12 protein-coding genes and 1 tRNA gene are annotated in these 22,244 nt (G+C 42.0%); 10 read left to right on the forward strand and 3 right to left on the reverse strand.

Annotation, left to right across the window (positions count from 1 at the left end):
• Nucleotides 1-183: 183 nt before the first annotated feature.
• The gene (locus FR932_RS02435) at nucleotides 184-2,508 is read right to left on the reverse strand and encodes a CHASE3 domain-containing protein (RefSeq protein WP_019441294.1); all 2,325 of its coding nucleotides are present in this window, start codon (nucleotides 2,506-2,508) and stop codon (nucleotides 184-186) included.
• A gap of 261 nt (nucleotides 2,509-2,769) precedes the next feature.
• Here FR932_RS02435 and FR932_RS02440 point away from each other — a divergent pair, with 261 nt between their 5' ends.
• Nucleotides 2,770-3,093, forward strand: a complete 324-nt coding sequence (locus tag FR932_RS02440; RefSeq protein WP_019441295.1) for a hypothetical protein — start codon at nucleotides 2,770-2,772, stop codon at nucleotides 3,091-3,093.
• Nucleotides 3,094-3,177: 84 nt separating this feature from the next.
• On the opposite strand, the gene malT is transcribed toward FR932_RS02440, so the two are convergent.
• Nucleotides 3,178-5,889: an HTH-type transcriptional regulator MalT gene (gene malT, locus FR932_RS02445; protein WP_019441296.1), complete on the reverse strand. Its 2,712-nt coding sequence runs from the start codon at nucleotides 5,887-5,889 to the stop codon at nucleotides 3,178-3,180.
• 250 nt (nucleotides 5,890-6,139) lie between these two features.
• Between malT and FR932_RS02450 the strand changes: the two genes are divergently transcribed.
• From FR932_RS02450 to FR932_RS02485, 9 genes are all read left to right on the forward strand, one after another.
• A complete protein-coding gene (locus FR932_RS02450; protein WP_196805528.1) occupies nucleotides 6,140-7,642 on the forward strand; it encodes a glycoside hydrolase family 36 protein in 1,503 nt (500 codons plus the stop codon).
• An 80-nt stretch (nucleotides 7,643-7,722) separates the two neighbouring features.
• Nucleotides 7,723-7,899 carry a hypothetical protein gene (locus tag FR932_RS21520; protein ID WP_196805529.1) on the forward strand — a complete coding sequence of 59 codons (177 nt, stop codon included), beginning with the start codon at nucleotides 7,723-7,725 and terminating at the stop codon, nucleotides 7,897-7,899.
• A 450-nt stretch (nucleotides 7,900-8,349) separates the two neighbouring features.
• A complete protein-coding gene (locus FR932_RS02455; RefSeq protein WP_019441298.1) occupies nucleotides 8,350-10,806 on the forward strand; it encodes a glycogen/starch/alpha-glucan phosphorylase in 2,457 nt (818 codons plus the stop codon).
• Between the two features lie 18 nt (nucleotides 10,807-10,824).
• The gene (malQ, locus tag FR932_RS02460) at nucleotides 10,825-13,020 is read left to right on the forward strand and encodes a 4-alpha-glucanotransferase (protein ID WP_019441299.1); all 2,196 of its coding nucleotides are present in this window, start codon (nucleotides 10,825-10,827) and stop codon (nucleotides 13,018-13,020) included.
• 138 nt (nucleotides 13,021-13,158) lie between these two features.
• A complete protein-coding gene (gene glgB, locus FR932_RS02465; protein ID WP_019441300.1) occupies nucleotides 13,159-15,099 on the forward strand; it encodes a 1,4-alpha-glucan branching protein GlgB in 1,941 nt (646 codons plus the stop codon).
• A 638-nt stretch (nucleotides 15,100-15,737) separates the two neighbouring features.
• Entirely contained in the window at nucleotides 15,738-16,874 is a 1,137-nt protein-coding gene (locus FR932_RS02470; RefSeq protein WP_019441301.1) for an OmpA family protein, read from the forward strand.
• Nucleotides 16,875-17,160: 286 nt separating this feature from the next.
• Complete coding sequence (locus FR932_RS02475) at nucleotides 17,161-18,810, forward strand: response regulator (protein ID WP_240532395.1); 1,650 nt, start codon at nucleotides 17,161-17,163, stop codon at nucleotides 18,808-18,810.
• Between the two features lie 106 nt (nucleotides 18,811-18,916).
• Nucleotides 18,917-20,272, forward strand: a complete 1,356-nt coding sequence (locus FR932_RS02480; RefSeq protein WP_019441303.1) for an MBL fold metallo-hydrolase — start codon at nucleotides 18,917-18,919, stop codon at nucleotides 20,270-20,272.
• A 68-nt stretch (nucleotides 20,273-20,340) separates the two neighbouring features.
• Nucleotides 20,341-20,416: transfer RNA gene (locus tag FR932_RS02485), tRNA-Arg, on the forward strand.
• Between the two features lie 3 nt (nucleotides 20,417-20,419).
• Here FR932_RS02485 and FR932_RS02490 read toward each other — a convergent pair.
• Nucleotides 20,420-22,060, reverse strand: coding sequence for a SulP family inorganic anion transporter (locus tag FR932_RS02490; RefSeq protein WP_019441304.1), 1,641 nt, complete (start codon nucleotides 22,058-22,060; stop codon nucleotides 20,420-20,422).
• Nucleotides 22,061-22,244 lie beyond the last annotated feature (184 nt).

Raw genomic sequence — 22,244 nt, forward strand, 5'->3', positions numbered from 1 at the left:
ACGTCGGTAGTAGGGTAATGATTAATTGCAGTCGCTATTTCAGCAGCAGTCAGTAAGTATTACAGCAGATTATAGCATTTGGCGAACAAGGTGACATGGCGCTTAGCGCATTGGCTACGTTTGGCTGGGAACCGAGTTTTGAAGTGATGAGTGTCGATAGTCACGCGTTAATACTTGCAATAATCAATGCACAGATTCAGTGTGTTTTACATCATCCGTATTCAACTTCAGAACACGCTGAGCTTGATGGATATTAACTTGTAATCGATTGATGACCATTTGTAATTTATCTATCTCAGGATATTTGTCATGCTCTAGTGCCGTTTCGATCTCGTGTAACAGCGACACTAACCCATCAATACCCCATGTTTCAGCGGTAGACCGTAATATTTTTACGCTCACGAGCATTGTTTGGCAATCTTTCTCGACATAGGAATCAAGCAATACATCTATCGCTTGATTAAATACGACAATAATCGATTCTAAGTTTTTCACTAACTCATATTGATTGTCGTAAAGTGTGTTGAAGTGTGGTGAATTAGTCAGTTCTTCTTCCGTAAGTTGCAGTTTATCTGTGGCTTCTCTGTATAGCACGGTGACATTGCTATGGTCTTGTTTCATTAGCCTTGACGAGAAGAGCGATAGCGCTTGCTTGAAGCTATCTTTCTGCATCGGTTTAGTCAATATATGGTCGGCACCCGCCTCGATAAAACCATCATGGGCTTCTTGAAATACATCCGCGGTATAGGCAAATAGGAGCGTATCCATACCAAGTTCTTGCCGGATAAACCGTGTCGCTTCGATACCGTTCATTTCAGGCATATGGTTATCCATAATGATGAGGTCAAACTTTTTATCTTGTACCATTTGAGTCGCAATTAAGCCGTTGGCTGCAGTGTCGACATTAAATCCTTGTTTCGTGCAAAAGCTCTTGGCAACCATCGCATTAACACGGTTATCTTCCACGATTAGAATATTCAGTTCTGCTGTTATCTCAGTAAAAGACGTTTGTACTCCCTTATTTTCCTCTTTGCTTACAAGTCGTTTTTCAGCCCAAGGTAGGGGAAGTAATATAATGAATTTAGTGCCAGCACCTTCAACGCTACTGACCTTGATTTCTCCGCCCATCAGTTCAACTAATTTCTTCACGATCGTTAAGCCTAGTCCTGTACCACCAAACTTGCGAGTGGTTGAGGTGTCAGCCTGTTCAAAGGCGTTAAATATAGTACTTTGCTTATCTTGGGGGATACCAATGCCAGTGTCTGCGATAGTGATGGACAGCATTTTATCTGCTTGATTTGCAAAGGTGGTTAGTGAAATACTGCCTTTTTCAGTAAATTTAATCGCATTACCAATTAGATTGTAGATGATCTGTCTCAAACGAGATACGTCACCAGTGAATTCAACATTGGATGCTACTTTGTTATCGATAATGAGTTCAATTCCTTTCTCTTCAGCCAGCGGTTTAATTGTGCCGAAGATGGGGCTGATAATATCAGTTAAATAAAACGGGATTTTTTCAAGGCTTAACTTATGGCCCTCAATTTTGGATAAGCCTAGTATGTCGTTGAGTACTGTGACTAAATGCTTCCCAGAGTCGAGAATGATGTTGGCGTTTTGTTTCGTTTCTTCTTCCTTGGTCTCTGCTAGAATCATTTGCGAAACACCGAGCACACCATTCATTGGCGTTCTGATTTCGTGACTCATGGTCGATAAGAAATTAGACTTAGCTCTTGTTGCTGCCTCGGCTTTTGAAACGGCCTCTTTTAATTTATTATTGTACTCAACGGCATTATTATTGTGATTGATTAACGCATCGACCATGCTAATGAAGCCAGTGGTTACGCAGCCTATCTCATCAAAACCGGCGATACGGTTAGGGGATTTTAAAATGTTAAGCCCTTGAACTAGATTACCTGATGAAACCTCGTTCGTGGCATCTAATAGGACATTAAATTGTTGTTTTAAGCGGCCTGATATCCACATTGATATGAGCAAAACTACAAGTGCTGATAGTAAGGTGCCGAATAGCAAAGTATAAGTGGTGTTAGATGCTGACGCCTTTGCATCCGCTATCCGAGTTTCAATTAAGGATAGCTCTATCTGAATGAAGTTATTGATTTCCACTCTAATAGCATCGATGATTTGTTTCCCGTCTGCTCCTTGGGCACTCTCAATAACCTTATTTAATGGGATAATGCCTTGGTTGACTAATTGACGCTTATTTATCTGCTGTTGTGCCACCGTGTTGAGCCATTGCTCATGTAACTGGTCTATTCTGTTCAAGCGTTCCACCTGAGGGGGGTTATCCATCACCTGTTGAGATAGTGTGTTTATTTTACTGCTCCATTCAAAAAATGCTTTGTTGTATGGTTCTAAAAATACCTCATCCCCAGTAATGAGATAACCCCGTAGACCAGTCTCCATGTCGACAGTGAAGGTTAATAATTCATGCGTTCTGGCGATAGCTTGGTGTGTATGCGTTACCCAATCGTTATCTTTTGACATAGATTGCGTGTTTTGATAAACGAGACCAGATACTGCAATGAATAACAGGGCTGGGAGCGTGAAAGCTATTAATATTTTTTTTGAATCGATATATTGTCAAACCAAAAAGTACTCATAACCCAACCTTTAATTCCCTATTGAACCCTAAATATAGTTAAGCAAATGTGCTTTTTGTTATCGTATTCGTTAACGTGTTGTATTTTAGTGATAGAGTGCACATATATAGCATGCCACAAGCACAGAGAATGGTTGTAATAAACAATGAATAGACAACAAGCACTGCAGCAAATTATAACCTTTGGTGAACAGCGAGACGCGGCGGTTAGCGCATTGGCTCAGTTTGGTTGGGATCCGAGTTTTGAAGTAATTAGTGTTGATAGTCACGCGCTGATTCTGGTATTAACCAAGTACATGTCAGGTGATATCGACGCCGATGATTTAGCACTTTGGTCTAATTTTATCGAATGTCGAGATGAACTGGATTACAGCGATATAGAAGGTTATATCTACGCGTTAGCTGACCCGGAACAGATGGGCGGCATTAGCTTGGCGAATATAGACAAAATGCTTACCGTGCTGTGTTAGCCAGTAATATGCTAACGGTGCGATCTTGATATCGACCGCTAGCATCTAGGCTACCACTGGTTTTAAGAGAGCAAGTGTTTAGCGTTAATAGCCAATCATCTTCAATAAATTTTCTGCAGTTTCAATCGCTTCTTTACGATTAGCAATATTCAACTTTTGATACAGATTGCGAATATGGGTTTTGATGGTCGTTGAAGCGACGTCTAATTCTATCGAGATCTGCTCATTACTGTAACGTGAGTAAATCAACCCTAATACTTGCCACTCTCGATGGGTCAGTGGGCTAGTGCGGATCAGTTCTGGCACATCTTGATTGTTCAATAGTTTATGCACAAAATCCTTATCAAAATAAACCGCTCGGTTGTGACGTTTTATCGACATTTCAGCGAGTAGTTTCTCAGCGCGATAGCGTTCTAATTCTGCCATGTGGCCTTGTTTTAATAAGCTATTAAGTAATTCTGCAATCACTTTAGCGTCAATCAAAAAGTCACAAATAGAACTGGTGCTGTTTGCCATCGTCAATGCGGTCTGTAATTTATCTAGCGCTTGAGCTTCATCGCCTGCTTGGCTGTAAACAACGGCTTCTAAAGTGGCATTTTTTTGTTGTTCAAAGGCCAGTTGATGTTGCGTAGCGGCCTGTTGTAAATGCGCTAACGTTTGCAATGCTTGGCTGTAATTCTCTGTCAGCAAGTAAGCTCGGGTGATATTACGACCGTGACTCTGGGTAAAGTGATTACAGGCGTTGTCAGCGACGGGTTGGCTTTGTTGTAACCACTGCTCTACAGCGCTCGTCATGCCTTTTGCTTGCCAGTACAGCAATTGAGAAAAGTTAGCATTGGCTATCCAGTCGGCATGGAAGTCTGACTGTTCGATAAGCTCGCCACACAAGTCGATGTAACGACCGGCTTTATCCAGTTCACCACGCGATATATGCACGCGCGCTAAGATGGCATACGATTGTAGGTGTTTAGACTGGCAATATTTCGGTAATACATTTAAGCCTTTATGCGCATATTCTTCCGCTAGGTCTAAATGATTCCAGCGCCAATAAATTTGACTGCGAATACGTTGTAAAAATTCATACAAAGGCAATTGTTGTAGATGTTGTTTATCAGCCAATTGATCGGCGCTGTCGAGTAATTCAAACGCCGATTGGATATGACCTTGAGCAATTAATATTTCGCTTTGTTGTAACAGCGACCATAATGCTTGCGGATAAACATGATACTGACGTGCCATGCGCTCTGCTTGTTGCATCATGGATAACGCGCGATCTAAGTGACCGAGTACATGGTTTACTTCACCTATCACCGAAGTGGCGACAATGCGACTGCGGTAATTACTTGGGTCTAACTGTTCTAGTGCATTTTCAGCCAGTTGCAGGGCTAACTCTGGGTTGTTCTGATTTATCGCTACTTGTGCGCGCAGGGCATTAAACTCGCCTTGTTGGGCTATGCTAAGCTCGATATTACGCTGTGTTAATTCGATTAATGCTTGCGCCAACAAATCGCCAACTTGATCATAACTGTGTTGGCTTTGGGCTAACCAAGCGCGTAATAACGGCAGGCGCGGACTTTGATATAAGGTATCCGGCTGTAATAGACTGATGGTGGTTTCTAAGTTCTCTAATTCACCTTGATTAAACATGTGCCAACCGTGTGCTAATAAGATCTCGGCGGTTAGCGAACTGTCTTTAGCGCGTTGGGCATGGAACAGGGCTTGTTGGGGATTATCATGTTTTAACCAAGCGCGCGCGGCATCTTTATGTAACTGCTTGCTGCTTTGGGCTAGCTTGGTATGGCGCTGGTGTTTCAAAAAATCAGCGAACAAATTGTGGAAGCGATACCAGTGCTGTTCCCCCTCAAGGGAATGCAGGAATAGTCCGTGTTTGTCTAACGATTCGAGTAAATTATTGGCGGCTTCATTATCAAAAAACTCGGTAATTAAGCTGGTATTGAAAATAGTAAAGACTGAGCACTGCATTAAAAATACTTGTAATGGTTCATCCAATAAATCAAATACTTCTTCGGCTAAATAGTCCCACAAATGCGATTGCTTGATTTGCGATATCCATTCGGTCGATTCAGCCACACTGTGCTGTTTCTGTTTTACTTGCAGGGCGATTAGCTGTAATGCCGATGGCCAGCCTTCTATCTTTTCTTGTAATGCTTTGATCTCGGCATCGCTGAGGATAGAACCAATACGTTGTTCAAAAAATTGCGCTATTTCTTGGTCATCAAAGGCTAACAGTTCACTGTCTAGTTCAATGAGCAAATCGCGAATACGTAAGTTAGCAGTATTCAACGGTGGTAAAGTACGACTGGTGACGACTAATGTGCAGTTTGCAGGCATGTATTTAAGAAAGAAACGTAGACCTTCATGGATCTCATCATTGTTAATACAGTGATAATCATCTAATACTAGATAAAAGTCACTTTGATAATTCGCTAGTTCGGCAAACAATTCACTGAATAAATTCGGCAGCGAACTGTATTGGCGACGCTCGGCCAATGCTTGCGAATTGAGGCAAGATTGCTCGGTAACCTTATTAATTGCTTGAATAAAATAGTTCACAAAACGAAAGGTATCGTTATCGGTTTCATCAATATTAAACCAAGCCACTTGGCTGTGATCTTTTAGCCACTGGGCTGCCATGGTGGTTTTACCGTAACCGGCAGGCGATCGAAATAAGACTAATTTATTAAATGCCGCTTCTTCGAGGTGACCTAAAATACGGGTGCGAGAAATCGAATTGTGTAAACGAGTTGGGCGATTTAATTTTGATGTGATCCACATAAGCTTTTCTTATTTTCCGATTATAAAGGCAAGGTCGTGTCTTATCGTTTTCAATATTTATTTTTATCATTTAATAATACCTAAATGTAATGTTAAAAACGGTGATTGGCCCATTGTTTGTTTCACTTTGTTACATTCAAATACCACAAAAACACCACAAAAACACCACAAAAACACCATTAAAATCCCCCAAAGCGGGTGACTAGGAGTAACGTATTATTATTTCAACAATATTTATAAGGTTATTGACATGACTTCAATGATATTTGCTAATTCTCAAATCGCTATTCCACTGCAATCCGACCTCAGTTATGCACTCATGAATGAGCAAATTACGCTGCAATTTAATGGGCTAGATAACCAGATAATTGATGATCACTTTGCTGTGCTGCAGTTTCCTACGCAGCTTGAACAGGATGCCAAAATCCTCGGTGATGGGTTTCAGATGTTGGCGCAAACGGGTGGTAGGTTGAATGCCCCACAAGATATTGGCCGTTGCCCCGATAATAGTGCCAGTTATCGTTTATACCCTGAACATGCAGCGAAGCGGTTTTATAATTATTTAGTCATTGAACAAACCGATGGATTTACCTTATTTGGTTTTACCTCGTGTCATCGTTTTGCTGGTTATTTTGAGATCCAACCACAGCAAGCAGGTATTAACATTACGGCTTTTATTGATGGTGAACATACGCAGACGCAAGATTGGCGGAGTCAGCAGATGGAGGCGATTACTGTCATTAAAGGCACTGTGTTAGCTGATGTCTATGCCGATTATACTGTTAAGATCCAATCACACCATCCGCGTCGCACTGGGGTAACTGCTGATGCGCCAGTCGGTTGGTGTTCTTGGTATGCTTATTACGCACAGGTAACAGGGCAACATATTTTAGATAATGTTGAAGTGATGTGCCATGGCCAATCTGAGTTGGAGTGGGTGCTGCTTGATGATGGTTATCAGGCTTTCATGGGGGATTGGTTAACACCTTCAGATAAATTTCCTAATGGTATTAAAAGCTTGTTACAGTCGATTAAAGCCCAGGGCAAGAAACCAGCGATTTGGTTAGCGCCGTTTATCGCTCAAGCTGAATCTGAAATATTTAAACAGCATCCTGATTGGTTTATTCGTCATGCTAATGATGACTTGTTAAAAGGCGATTTGTTAAAAGCTGAAGATATTACCTATGGCGGTTGGCGTTGCACACCTTGGTATATCCTTGATACTTCTAATGTTGCAGTGCAAACACATTTAACTAACGTTGTTCGCACTATGCAGCAAGAGTGGGGCGTTGAGTTATTTAAGTTAGATGCAAATTACTGGGGTAGCTTACGTGGTCAGCGACTACAGAAAGGCATCACAGGTGTTGAAGCGTATCGTTTAGGCATGCAGGCGATTATTGACGGTGCGGGTGATGCCTTGGTGCTTGGTTGTAATGCGCCAATGTGGCCGTCGCTGGGATTAGTCGATGCGATGCGGGTATCTGATGATGTTGAACGTCGACCTGAGCGCTTTGAGCAAATAGCCAAAGAGACGTTTAATCGTAGTTGGCAGCATCGCCAATTATGGCAAATAGATCCTGATTGCATCACCTTAACGTCGTTAGTTGACCAAGGTACGGAGCAAGCAAACTATGTATTTCATCGTGATGTGATCTTGGCTGCTGGTGGCTTAACCTTATCTGGCGATCCGTTACCGTTATTAACGGCATTTGCTCGACGACTTGGACTAAGCTACTTACTCGTCAGCGCTTAAGCCAAGAATCGGCACAGTTCCAATCGTTAGCCAATAACCACAGTATTTTAAAATTAGCCCATCAGTATCAACTGCACTGTTTGTTTAATTACGCCGATAAGGTGGCCGTTGAGCACACTTTAGTGGCAGACTCTCCGGTGATGTGGCGAGATCTCTGGACTGGTGAAGCGCTGCATCCGCGGCCAATCGCTAGCTTAACGGTAAAATTGGAAGCTGGGCTAAGCAGTCGCGCTATTATTATGTCGGCTGTTTCATAACCGTTTTAATGTTAATTCCTTAGGTTAGTGCTTTTTAATCTCTGTCGCTTGTTTAACTCTCGCTTAACTCTTGTTTAATTCTCTAACGTTTAGGCAAGTGCAAGGTGATCTAGATTGGCGAATAACGCGACTTAAATCACTTAAATTAATTCATACCCCCCCATAAAACGCGAGTCATATCACGCTGACTCGCATGCAATCTAGAAGTCGACACATCTACGCCTAGGCTAAACCTAAACTACACCTAAACGACTCCTCCTTGAATTTGTAGGCGTAGGAGGATGTTGGCATTTACGGATTAAGGCAAGATTCATCCATCGAAAATTTATTTAGTTTTAACTTTAAATTTAACCTTAACTTTAGCCTTAACTTTGAACCTGCCGTTTTGATCTTAAAACCAGATTAGAACCGGACTAACACAAAAGTGCCGTATTAACATTAGGATGTAAGATGAAATCGACAGTAAATAAAAGCTTTGATAAAACAGCATTCCAAGCCGCCGTTAATAGATACCTAACGACAAAACTAGTCACAGTACCAGCGCAAGCAGATGCCCACACGTGGCGCTTAGCAATGGAGTATGCGCTAGCAGAAACAACCACAATGAACTTGTTGGCTACCGAACAAGATCCGAAAATACAAAATGCCCGTAGCGTTAATTACCTCTCACTAGAATTTCTGATTGGCCGTTTGACGGGTAATAACCTGATTAGCATGGGCCTGTATGAAGACGTAACAGTTGCGATGGCTGAGTTTGGCCAAAACCTCACTGACTTATTAGAAGAAGAGCGCGACCCAGCACTCGGTAATGGTGGTTTAGGCCGCTTAGCTGCTTGTTTCATGGATTCACTCGCCGCTGAAGAATACCCAGCAGTGGGTTATGGCTTACATTATGAATATGGTCTGTTTAAGCAAAGCTTTGATGATGGACGTCAGCAAGAAGCGCCGGATGTATGGCGTGATGAAACGGGTTACCCTTGGGAAGTTATTCGTCCTGAGTTAGCGCAAAAAGTCGGTTTTTATGGTCATGTTGAAGAATACACAGATAATGATCGCATCAGCCAACGCCGCTGGGTACCAGGTTTACAAGTAGAAGGTATGGCGTGGGATTTACCGATTGTTGGTTATAACAATAATTCGGTGTATCCACTGCGTTTATGGGAATGTCGAGCGCCTGCACCGTTTAATCTTGATCGTTTTGACGAAGGTAATTATGTTGCAGCGCAAGCGAGCAATATTCAAGCTGGTAACCTAACCAAAGTATTATATCCAAATGATAATCACGATAAAGGTAAAGAACTTCGCTTAATGCAGCAGTATTTTCATTGTGCTTGTTCGGTTGCGGATATTTTACGTCGCCATAAAGCAGCTGGTCATGCCATCACCGATTTAGCTAAGTTAGAGTCTATTCAACTTAACGATACCCATCCAACGATTGCCATTCCGGAATTATTACGCATCTTGCTTGATGAGCATAAGTTAAGCTGGGATGACGCGTGGGCGATTAGCTCAAAAACCTTTGCTTATACTAACCATACTTTACTGCCAGAGGCACTAGAGACTTGGGGTGAAAACTTGATGATGACGTTATTACCACGTCACATGGAGATCATTTTTGATATCAACTTACGTCTAATGGGCGCAGTTGCAGACAAATGGCCAAACGATTTAGATAAATTACGCAAGCTGTCAATTATCCAAGAAGGTAGCGAGCGCCGCGTACGCATGGCGAACTTATGTGTTGCCAGTACTTACGCTGTAAACGGTGTGGCGGCAATGCACTCCGAGCTAGTGAAACGTGATTTATTCCCTGAGTTTAATGAATTATTCCCGGGTCGATTACATAACGTCACCAATGGTGTTACGCCACGTCGTTGGGTGAAGTTCTGTAACCCATTATTGTCAGATTTGATTAGCAGTAAAATTGGTAATGGCTGGATAAAAGATCTCGACCAGTTAACCAAATTAGAAAAATTTGCCGACAATAGTCAATTTCAAGCTGACTTTATGCAAGTGAAAAAAGCCAATAAACAGCGTTTAGCGGATTGGGTTGCTGAGCACATGGATATTACCTTAAATCCAGATGCCATCTTTGATGTACAGATTAAACGCCTGCATGAATATAAGCGCCAGCACCTTAATTTATTACATATTTTATCGCTGTATCATCGTTTAATTAACGATGCTGATTTCAGTATGCAGCCTCGAGTGTTTATTTTTGCTTCAAAAGCAGCGCCAGGATATGAGCTAGCTAAAGAAATTATCTTTGCAATTAACAAGGTGGCAGAAAAGATTAACAACGATCTGCGAATCGGTGATACCTTGAAAGTAGTATTTATGCCCGATTATCGTGTTAGCCTTGCCGAGATCATTATCCCAGCTGCAGATGTGTCAGAACAGATCTCGACAGCGGGTAAAGAAGCCTCTGGTACCGGTAATATGAAGATGGCACTTAATGGTGCATTGACGATTGGTACGATGGATGGTGCTAACGTTGAGATCCGTGAAGAAGTAGGCGATGACAACATCTTTATCTTTGGTCTTAATGTTGATGAAGTACAAGCACTACAGGCGCAAGGTTATAACGCCAATGACTATTATAATTCAGACCGATTACTGCGTGCTTCGTTAGATTTATTACAAGGTGATGAATTTACGCCGGGTCAACCTGGCTTATTGAATGCCACGCGCCATAGCTTATTAGAAGGCGGCGACCCGTATCTGGCATTAGCTGACTTTGCTGATTATGTACAAGCGCAAGCACGCATTGATAAGCAATATTGTGATCAGCAAGGCTGGGCAAAAATGGCAATTTTAAACACTGCACGTAATGGTAAGTTCAGCTCTGATCGCAGTATTCGTGATTATGCTAACAACATTTGGCAATTAAACGCGGTTAGCCGTTAAGTATTCATGGAGGATAGAATGGAACAAAGTAATGTGCTGAAACAAGTTGCTGCACAGGCGGGTATAGCAGATAGCTATACCAACGCTTGGGGTAACAATGAATTAGTTTCTGATGAAACGCTAACCAGTTTATTAGCTGCGCTAGGTTATGATACCGAATCTGAACAAGCACTACTGGCGTCAGCTGATAAGAAACACCAAACACCGATTTTAGCGGCGGTAAAAGTCGTTAAAGCAGGCGAAGCTATTCACATAGAGTTGAACTTGGGCAGCAGTGCTCGAGTCAGTGACTTTAGCTGGCAGCTAACCACTGAACAAGGTGAAGTGATTGAAGGTTACTTACAATCACAAATCGTTAGCGATGCCCGTGATAAAGGCGGGGTGCTGACCTTTTCGTTACCGGGTGATTTAGCCTTGGGTTATCACCAATTGCAGGTATTACGCCGTCGTCGTAAATCACCGTATGAAATGACGCTGATTGTTGCGCCGAAAGCGTGTTACAAACAGCCTGCGATTGCACAGGGTAATAAGTCTTGGGGCCCAAGCATTCAGTTGTATACCCTAAAAACCGATCATAACTGGGGTATTGGTGACTTTGGCGATTTGAAACAGCTGGTGGCTGATATTGCTGCCCGTGGTGGTAACTTTGTTGGCTTGAACCCAATTCATTCTTTATTCCCAGCTAACCCTGAAGGCGCTAGCCCGTACAGCCCATCATCGCGTCGCTGGTTAAACCTGTTATACATTGACGTATCAGCAGTGCCTGAATTTGCTTTATGTTCTGCTGCGCAACAACGTGTTGGTAGCAATGAATTTCAACAAGGATTACATGCGGTACGTGCAACGGAGTGGGTCGATTACAGCGAAGTATCACGTTTAAAAATGAGTGTGTTACCGCTGTTATTTATCGAGTTTCAGCAACGTCACTTAGCGACGAATAGCACTCGAGCGCAAGCGTTCACTGCGTTTGTTGCTAAAGGGGGTGAAAGCTTATTACATCAAGCAACCTTTGATGCGTTGCATCGACAACTGCATGATAAAGACGATAGCGTGTGGGGGTGGCAAGTATTCCCAGCTGAACTACGTGATATTAACAGCGATGCAGTACAAACATTTATTAAACAAAATCAACCTGCCATTCAGCAATATATGTACTTGCAGTGGGTTGCTGATGAGCAGATTGGCGATGTGCAGAAGTTTGCTTTAGAACAAGGTATGCACATGGGACTTTACCGCGATCTAGCGGTGGGTGTTGCTGATAGTGGTGCGGAAGTGTGGGCTGATGACGGCACCTTATGTCAAGACGTTAGCATTGGCGCGCCGCCGGATGTATTAGGTCCTTTAGGGCAGAACTGGGGATTACCACCGCTGAATCCAGCGCAGTTAAAAGCCACTGCTTATGATGCTTTTATTCAGCTATTACGTGCCAACATGCAGCATTGTGGTGCGTTGCGTATCGACCACGTATTAGGTCTTTTACGTCTGTGGTGGATACCGAAAGGTGAAAAAGCCACGTCTGGCGCTTACATGTATTATCCAGTGCAAGATATGCTGGCTATTTTGGCGTTAGAGAGCCAACGTCATCAGTGCGCTGTGATTGGTGAAGATTTGGGTACTGTACCTGACGAGATCGTTAGCTTGTTAAGTGAAGCGGGTATTCATTCTTACAAAGTATTCTTTTTTGAAACTGCGGAGGATGGTGGTTACTTCTCACCTGCGCATTACCAACCGCAATCAATGGCAACTTTATGTACGCATGATATGCCGACATTACGTGGCTTCTGGCATTGTGAAGATCTTAAATTAGGCCAAACCATCGGCCTATATCCAGATCAATCTCAGCTAAATGGACTGTTTGATGATCGCAGCAAGTCGAAACAAGAAATACTCAATAGTGTCTCTTGGCACGGCAAACTGGCTGAATCTGTAGGCCGTAATGCCGATTATGTACCGATGGACCAAGCACTGAGTAACAGCCTGCAATTACATTTAGCCGCAGGTTCAAGTAGCTTGTTGAGTTTACAGCTCGAAGATTGGTTAGCGATGGATAAGCCTGTTAACGTTCCTGGTACGGTGGACGAATACCCGAACTGGCGTCGTAAACTATCTGCTACATTAGATGACATGTTTAACTGCCCGAATGTGAATTATTTAGCGGCAGAATTGACAGCTGCACGTGCTAAAGCCAGCGAATGTGCAGATGAACTGGTTTAATTTGTGATAAATTAGCAACGACAACAGTTTAAGTTAATTACGATATAAATTTAAATTAAGCATTATATTAGTTAATGAAACAAGGAGTCTGGTTTACCAGCCTCCTTGTTTTGCTTTAATGAGAAGAAGGATATTTCAATGCAGGCGACTTCAAAAGCAGCTGTGATCCACAACCTTGAAGCATACTCTGGCTTAATGCCGAGTATGGAAACATTACATACCCCAAAACTCATGCACAAGGAGATGGGCGCGCAGTGTGTTAGTTTTATGCATAACGGCCTGCGTGTATCCGGTGTACGCTTTTTAGTATTTGCACCGCATGCCAGCAAAGTCAGTGTCGTGGGGGATTTTAATGACTGGAATACCAACGATCATGCTTTGCGTCAATTAGATGCGGGTCTGTGGGGGGTATTTATTGCCGACTTACAGGTTGGTGAGCGTTATAAATTTGCTATCGTTGACCATGCTGGTAAGAGCTTACCGCATAAAGCCGATCCATGGGGCGCACATGCCGAGCAGTATCCGTCGTTTGCCTCATTGGTATATCAACAAGATAGCTATCAATGGCAAGATGATACATGGCAGCAACGCCCTGTAACAGCTAAGCACAAACAAGCATTATCATTTTATGAATTGCATGTTGGTTCGTGGTTACGTAATGACGAGGGTGAGTTCTTAACATACCGAGAATTGGCCGCAAAGCTGATCCCGTACTTACAAAAAATGCATTACACCCATGTCGAATTGATGCCGATCTCAGAACATCCATTTTACGGTTCTTGGGGTTATCAACCTATTGGCATGTTTGCGCCGACCAGTCGCTTTGGCAATCCTGATGATTTTAAATTTTTTGTCGATCAGTGTCACCAAGCGGGTATTGGCGTGATCATCGATTGGGTACCTGCCCATTTTCCTGAAGATGACCACGGACTCGCTAATTTTGATGGTACGCCATTATTTAATGATCCAGATCCGAAACGCGGTTGGCATCAAGACTGGCACAGTTATATTTATGATTGTGGCCGTGACCATGTACAACGATTCTTAGTATCGAATAGTTTGTATTGGTTAGAGCAGTTTCATGTTGATGGTATCCGTGTTGATGCGGTGGCGTCGATGTTGTATCTGGATTATTCGCGTAATGATGGCGAGTGGATCCCGAATTGCGATGGTGGTAATCACAACTACGATACCATTAAGGTATTAAAGTGGATGAACGAAGAAGTGTATACCCACTTTCCTAATGCGATGACGATTGCAGAAGAGTCGACAGCCTATCCAGGTGTATCGAAACCGACTTTCTTGGGCGGATTAGGGTTTGGCTTTAAATGGAATATGGGCTGGATGCACGATAGCTTGAGCTATATGCAAGAACAGCCGATTAACCGTCAATACCATCACGATACCATCACGTTCCCGTTAGTTTATGCGTTTAGTGAAAACTATGTATTGGCTTTATCGCATGATGAAGTTGTATACGGTAAAGGTTCGTTACTGGGTAAAATGCCGGGTGATGAATGGCAGAAGTTTGCTAATTTACGTGCCTATACCGGTTATATGTACGGCCAACCGGGTAAGAAACTCAACTTTATGGGCGCTGAATTAGGCCAATTAGCCGAGTGGAACCATGATGCTCAGCTTGATTGGGGTATATTGGCTAATCCCAATAATGTCGGTGTTCAGCGCTTAACGGCAGATTTAAATCAACTTTATCAGGCACAAGCGGCCTTGTATCAACTGGATTGCGACCCAGCTGGTTTTGAATGGCGCTTACAAGATAATAAATCTGAAAGTGTACTCGCCCATGAACGTATTAGTGACAATGGCGAACGTATCTTGGTGATCAGTAACTTTACGCCGATCCCAAGAGATAATTTCCGCCTCGGTGTACCGAATGCTGGTCGTTATGAGTTGTTATTAAATACTGATGCTGGCTGTTACGCGGGTAGTAATTATCCACTTGTTAGCAGCGCAGATAGTGAGAAAGTACAGAGTCAGGGACTTAGTGATTCAGTGCGATTAACTCTGCCGCCGTTATCGACGGTGTTTTATCGTTGGCTGCCAGTAATAAAGGCATAAAATAGTCATGGCTGGAACTGAAAGGCAAGGTGAGTAATCTTCTTGCCTTTTTTGTTTCTTGTTATCGGACTCGCTATTAGCCGTGGTAATGTTAGCGACTTGAAGGAAAGTATTTTCTTGCGTATTCCGCGGATTTAGCCAATATAATCATTGATGGGATGACAACCACAAAACCTAATGCAAATATTAGTTCGTGGTTTTCGAGTAATTCATACGCCGAATAAAAAGGAATGAGCACTAATATCAAAATATGTAACTTGTGTAGTGTTGGATTCGCGATCGAAAACTTGCAATATTGCCTAATCATAATTATCCACAGTAAAGTGTACGGTTATACTTCTGATTCTTGATTATACGTAATTAGACATGTGTTTAAATAGCAGTAAAGCACATAAATACTTAAATATGCATTTGGGAGTAGAGTTTATACACCAATTTTATATAAGCTATTTAGTATGTATTTAAACGCTGGTCATGACCTATTTGTGTTAACGGATGATTTCATTTTATAGTTCATGCACTTATCTCATTCGATGGAACTCTGTGCCGAAATAATCATATTTTTAATACGCATTTATTAAATTAAGCACTTTCCATATTCATCAACTAGCCTTGTTAAAAAAACAAGGAGATAGTTGATGAACAGTTTAAATATAAAGCTAAGTGGTAAATTTAATGGCAAATTAAGTGGCAAGCTAAGTTTAATCATGTGTGGAATGCTCGCATCTTTACAGCCTGCATTGGCTGAAACAGCAGGTAAAACTTATTTAAACCCAGCTGTCGGTTATCATATGTTTGGTTCTGAATCGGGTGTTGATGATAGTGAGGCTCTGGTGATTGGTGGTGAATATGTCATCAGTCCTAAATTTGGTGCAGAAATCAGTTATCTTTATAGTAATCCCGACGCGAAAGTTGGAAGTATTGATGTAGATGTTTCGCAGTACACGCTTGATGGACTGTATTACACACCTGAAATCGGCAATTGGCAGCCGTTTTTAAATGCGGGTGTTGGTCATGGTGCATTTGATGTTGGCTCTGTTGACGCTAAAGAAACCCAACTTAATCTCGGTCTTGGCAGCCGTTATCATTTTAATGAAAAGTGGTCGGCACGGTTACAGGCTAAAGTGATCAACAGTCTAGATGATGAGCGCTGGGATTCATTGGTTACTGCTGGCGTGAGTTATGCATTTGGTGGTAAGAGCAAGGCTGCCCCCCTCGTTTTACTCGATGGTGATGGCGATGCCGTCCTTGATGAAAATGATCAATGTCCGAGCACGCCGAGTGGTGTCCATGTCGATACTGTGGGTTGTGCGTTTGATCGTGATGGTGACGGAGTTGCCGATTACCTTGATCAATGTCCTGATAGCCCGTCACTCGATAATTTAGATGAAAATGGTTGTGCGATTGTAGTTGCTGCTGTAATCGAGCAACCTGAATCGATTAAACTAGAAGTTAAATTTGCTAATAATTCAGCAGAAATTCCAGAAACGGCTAAAGCTGAAATTAAAGCGGTTGCTGATTTAATGACCCAGTTCCCCAACGCTAATGTTGAAATTGCAGGGCATTCCGACAGTAGCGGTAATGCTGATTACAATAAGACACTATCACAACGCCGTGCTGATGCGGTGCGCGATACTATCGTCAATGAATATGGTGTTGAAGCGACTCGTGTTACTGCTGTAGGATATGGAGAAGAACAACCTATTGCTGATAATAATACTAAAGAAGGGCGTTTAGAAAATCGTCGTGTCATTGCTGAGATTAGTTATAAATAACATCGATTAATCATGTTCTGTTAGAACGGGTTATATAAGGCCAGCGCAAGCTGGCTTTTTTATGTTTTATGATTAATAGGCAGAGCTGAGGTATTATCGATATTGATGATTTATATGGAATTATTTCGCCTTGATATCACATATTATTAATGTTTTATGAGGTGTTAGCGGTAAAATTATGTTTAAAACACTTTAACCACTTTATTTATAAGGTTAGTACTGGCAGAGAGGTTTTCCTCACCTATATTTATAAAGGGATATGTTTCAGATGGATTTGGAGTGTAGTGTGATTAATAAAAAACGATTTTTAGTGGTTGATGACTCAGTTGTCACGATCTCTTTAATGCGATGGATTTTAAACGGTGCAGGTGTTGCAAATGAACTTATTGATAGTACAACTGATAGTTTAAAAGCGATTCGTTTGCTGTCTCAACATTGCTACGATGTGGTGGTTTGCGACTACAATATGAATCACCATATCGATGGTGCACTTATTTTTGATGAAGTAAAACAGCGTAAATTAATTGCACCTGACACTGTGTTTATTTGTGTTACCGGGGATAGTAGCCTTTCGGTTGTGACACATTTTATTGAATTAGAACCAGATGATTACCTACTTAAACCTTTCTGCGCAAAGGAATTTATTCATCGTATTGAAGTTGTATTAGCACGTAAAGCGATCATTTCACCCTTATTATCGGGCATGGAAAATCAAGACTATCAGCAGGTTTTAAGCTTGTGTGAGCAATTTATTCATAGCCATCCTGAATACATTACGTATATAAATCGTATTTATGGCGATTGTTTATTACGATTAAAGCGCCACGATGATGCATTATTCTTTTACCGAAAATCCTGTAAAGAAACTAACAGCATTTGGTCTGAAATAGGATTAGGGCAAACTTACCAATCATTAGGGGATTTAGATAAAGCGGAAGATATTTTCAATAAGATATTATCGAAGCACCCTCGTCAGCCCGTTGCACGACAAAATCTTGCGAATTGTATGATGGTGAGGGATAAATTACCGGATGCGATCCGAGAATTTAATACAGCGCATAAGATTAATCCGGCTAATCCTCATCGTGAATTAATACTCGCTAATCTATATACAGCACTACAAGAGCACGGTAAGGCCGCTGCAGGATTTCAACGTTTTATTACTAAAGTTGAGAGTACGAGCCGCTATAGCTACGGCGTTGCAATGAATACTTATGTATCACTTTTATTGGCAAGTTTATACACAGATTCGAGTAAAGAACATGCAGATTTACTTAGCCAAGCGCAATATAAGATACACGGATATAGTGTACACATTGAAGATGATAGTGTGGCTGAGTTCAATTTATTAGTCGGGCTTGGCATCCTCGCATACATTAATGGTGATATTAAAAGTGCGTTGATTGTTATACATAAAATCAAAGAAATAAAAGAAATTTCTGTAGACTTTTATACTGAGTTAAACATGGCTCGTTTATTTGGGCTATGTGGGATCCCCGAATTATATGACAAATCGGTTGAACGAGCGCAGGCGCTGTGTAAAGAAACGAATGACGATATCTTAATGTTGAGCCAAATAAAGATGCTAAAAGGTGCTAAAAGTGAAATCCAGCAACGTTTACAAGAAGGGAGGGAATTGGCTGGTATAGCGCAAGAAAAAAGGCAAGAAAATGCAGCTAATCTTGCAATCAAGTATGCCTATAAAGCCTTTCAACGGGTACCATTTAATTATAATAATTGTCGTTTAATTATTGAATTGACAGCATTGGCAACACCTTCTGAATCACATTCTGAAACGAGTTTGCATGAGCGTGAAAGCATTCTCAAATCTTGTGTTTGGATTTATGAAAATGATAATCGTCCAACCCCTGAGGAAAAACGTTGTACACATGAATTGTTTGACCAGGCTCTTAATAAACTAAGTGTTGGCGTCTGAGTTCTGGATATTATGGTTTTCTGTTCTAGGCTTAATTAAGTCTTGCCAAAATACTAAATTAAGCCATGGTTGTTATGACGTTTATATTTTAGTCGGAGCGTAAACGATGAATATTACTTTTCTCGGTGGTACAGAAACGGTGACTGGGTCAAAGTACTTTGTGGAATCGGGGAATACCAAAATTTTAATTGATTGTGGCTTGTATCAAGGTTACAAATGGTTACGCGAACGTAACCGCGAACCACTACCATTAGATATTCAATCACTAGATGCAATCATCCTTACTCATGCACATTTAGACCATTCAGGTTTTATTCCGGCATTATACAAACAGGGTTACCGAGGCCCGGTTTATGCGCATGCTGCGACCATTGCCTTATGCACTATTCTGCTACCAGATAGTGGTAAAATTCAAGAAGAAGATGCGCGTTATTTCAGTAAATATAAAATCAGCAAACATCAATCCCCTGAGCCTTTGTATGACAAGAGTACTGCTGAAGCAAGTTTAGCCCTATTTAAAGCGGTACCATTTGAGCAGGATTTTAGTATTGGCGATATTACTGTTACTTTACAAAGTGCTGGTCATATTCTTGGTGCGGCGAGTATTATTTTACAAGCTGAAGGCAAACGGGTGGGTTTTTCAGGTGATGTAGGTCAGCCCAACGATGTCATTATGTATCCGCCTAAACCACTACCTGCGCTGGATCTGTTAATGCTTGAATCAACCTATGGCAATCGTTTACATGGCAATGACGATCCGTATAAGCAATTAGCTAAGGTGGTTAACAATACTGCGAAAAAAGGCGGCGTATTATTAATACCAAGCTTTGCAGTGGGTCGAACCGAGGCGATTCAGCATATGTTGGCAACTTTGATTGCTGAAAAGCGTATCCCAAAATTACCGATTTATCTCGATAGTCCGATGGCGATCAGTGTATTTGATATTTACTGCCAGTTCGATGAATTGCACCGATTGAACAGAGCGCAATGTCATGACATGACCAACTTGGTTAAATTTACTCGTGATGTTGAAGAATCGAAATTGCTGCATGATATTGTGATGCCACATATTATCATTGCCGGTAGTGGCATGGCCACTGGTGGACGCATTATCCACCACATGAAACGACGGATTGGTGATCACCGCACTACGGTATTGTTTATTGGTTATGTTAGCGGTGGTACACGTGGCGCGAAAATGTTGTTGGGTTGTGAACGTGTCAAAATCCATGGGCAATGGTTACCAATTAAAGCGGATATTGAAGTCTTACATGGTTTATCTGGACATGGCGACTATGTTGATTTAACCAATTGGCTGGTGTCATCGCAATTGAGCAATAATACCCAGATCCAATTGGTGCATGGTGATCCCGATGCCAGTGAAGCGATGCGTGACCATCTTCGCCAACATACTAAATTTGACGTTGAAGTGGCGAGTTACCATAAAATATTACGGCTGTAGCGCCCAAAACTCAGCTAAGTACTTGTCGTGAAGATAAATAATAGAGTATAGTCCTCAGTCTCTTATGTGTCCCCTTAGTTCAGCTGGATAGAACAAGGACCTCCTAAGTCTTAGACGTGAGTTCGAATCTCGCAGGGGATACCATATTTAATTACAATGCTCAAGCGCAGATTGCAATGCTTGTTCTCTCGACGTGCAGTGATTGTCATTTGGGATCAAGTCCAATACGTTCAACTTCTCTAAGCGCTCACGGGTATCGATATTCGGGCATAACAATAACACCTCACAATTAGCGTCTAATGCATCTTTTATCGCATTTTCTAGTGCTAGTCCTACGGTCACATCGATCATCGGCACATCGCTTAAATCTAATATCATTACTTCATAATCACCAATGCTGGCATGCTGGCGCGATATTGCTTTGGATACACTAAATATCATCGGCCCTGATAAGTAGAAAAATAATACTTTACCATTGGCTTTATCTAATATGACGCGTTCAGTTTTGGTCAATGGCACATCGTTATCAGTATCGCTAATGCCTTTAACTTGGCGTGCTTGTGCTCGGCTTAACTGTTCAATAATGATGATGTTAGAAATAAATACCCCTAGGCCAACCGCGACAATTAAATCGACAAACACGGTAAGGAACATCACGCCGTACATGATAGCCATACCTTGAATACTGACCTTGTGCGCGCGTTGAATAAAGCTCCAATCTAAAATATTAAAACCGACATACACAGCGATACCTGCTAATACCGCCATTGGGATGGGTTCTGTTAATCCGCCTGCAACTAATACCACCAGTGCTAATACCAGTGCTCTAACCATACCTGAAAGCGGTGAGCGTGCACCAACTTGTATGTTGGTCACAGTGCCCATGGTTGCACCTGCACCTGGTAGCGCGCCGAATAATCCTGAAATCATGTTGGCAATGCCTTGTCCGCGCAGTTCTTTGTCTGAATCATGTTCTTTACGTGTTAACGAGTCACCAATGACGGCGGTTAGCAAGGTATCAATACAACCTAGCGTGCCAAGTACTAAGGCATCGATAACCATGGTGGTGAACATGTCGGCATTAAAATGCGGTAATACTAATGACGGTAACCCTGCTGGGATCTCACCAATGCGGCGGATACTGTCGGTATCAAAAAGCAGTATTGATAACAGTGTTACAGCCACTAACGCGACCAGTTGCGCTGGCACGTACTTGCGGTATTGTTTGGGGAAATAAAACAGCACCGCTAAAGTGAGTAAACCTAAAAATAGTTCGCTGAAACTGATATTGGCTAAGATATCCGGTAATGCAGACAAGGTACCTGTAACCCCGCCAGACGGCGCAGCATGACCTAATAGTGGTGATAATTGTAAGATGATCAGAATAACACCGATGCCAGACATAAACCCTGAAATGACGCTGTAAGGCATTAAGGTGACATATTTTCCCAGCTTTAAGGTGCCGAGTAATATTTGAAAGGCACCAGCCATCATCACCACAGTGAAGGACATCGCCATACCTGTTTCAGGATATTTAGCCATCATGCTGGTGAGTACGGCTGTCATGATCACTGTCATTGGGCCGGTAGGTTCTGAAATTAACGTTGTTGAACCACCAAACAGCGCCGCAAAAAAGCCGACCATAATAGCACCCCAAAGGCCTGCTTCAGCCCCTGCGCCTGAGGCCACACCAAAGGCTAGAGCCAAGGGCAGTGATATGATCGCGGTGGTAACACCACCAAATACATCACCTTTTAAATTAATACTGTCAAAACGATGTCCAAACAAAGTCCAAATCTCCGTATCTAAACTGCAATTAAAGGGTCTACATCCCAACATCGCTGGCTAAGCTTTAGTTAAGGGAGATTATGGCAATGAATGGTGATAGATAAAAATAGATATTATCTATCCTAGCTATAGATTAATATCTATAGCTAGTTTGTTTTTAGTTAACGTTAGTAAGCGGAGTTAT

It is taken from the genome of Moritella marina ATCC 15381 (assembly GCF_008931805.1).
Taxonomy (GTDB): domain Bacteria; phylum Pseudomonadota; class Gammaproteobacteria; order Enterobacterales; family Moritellaceae; genus Moritella; species Moritella marina.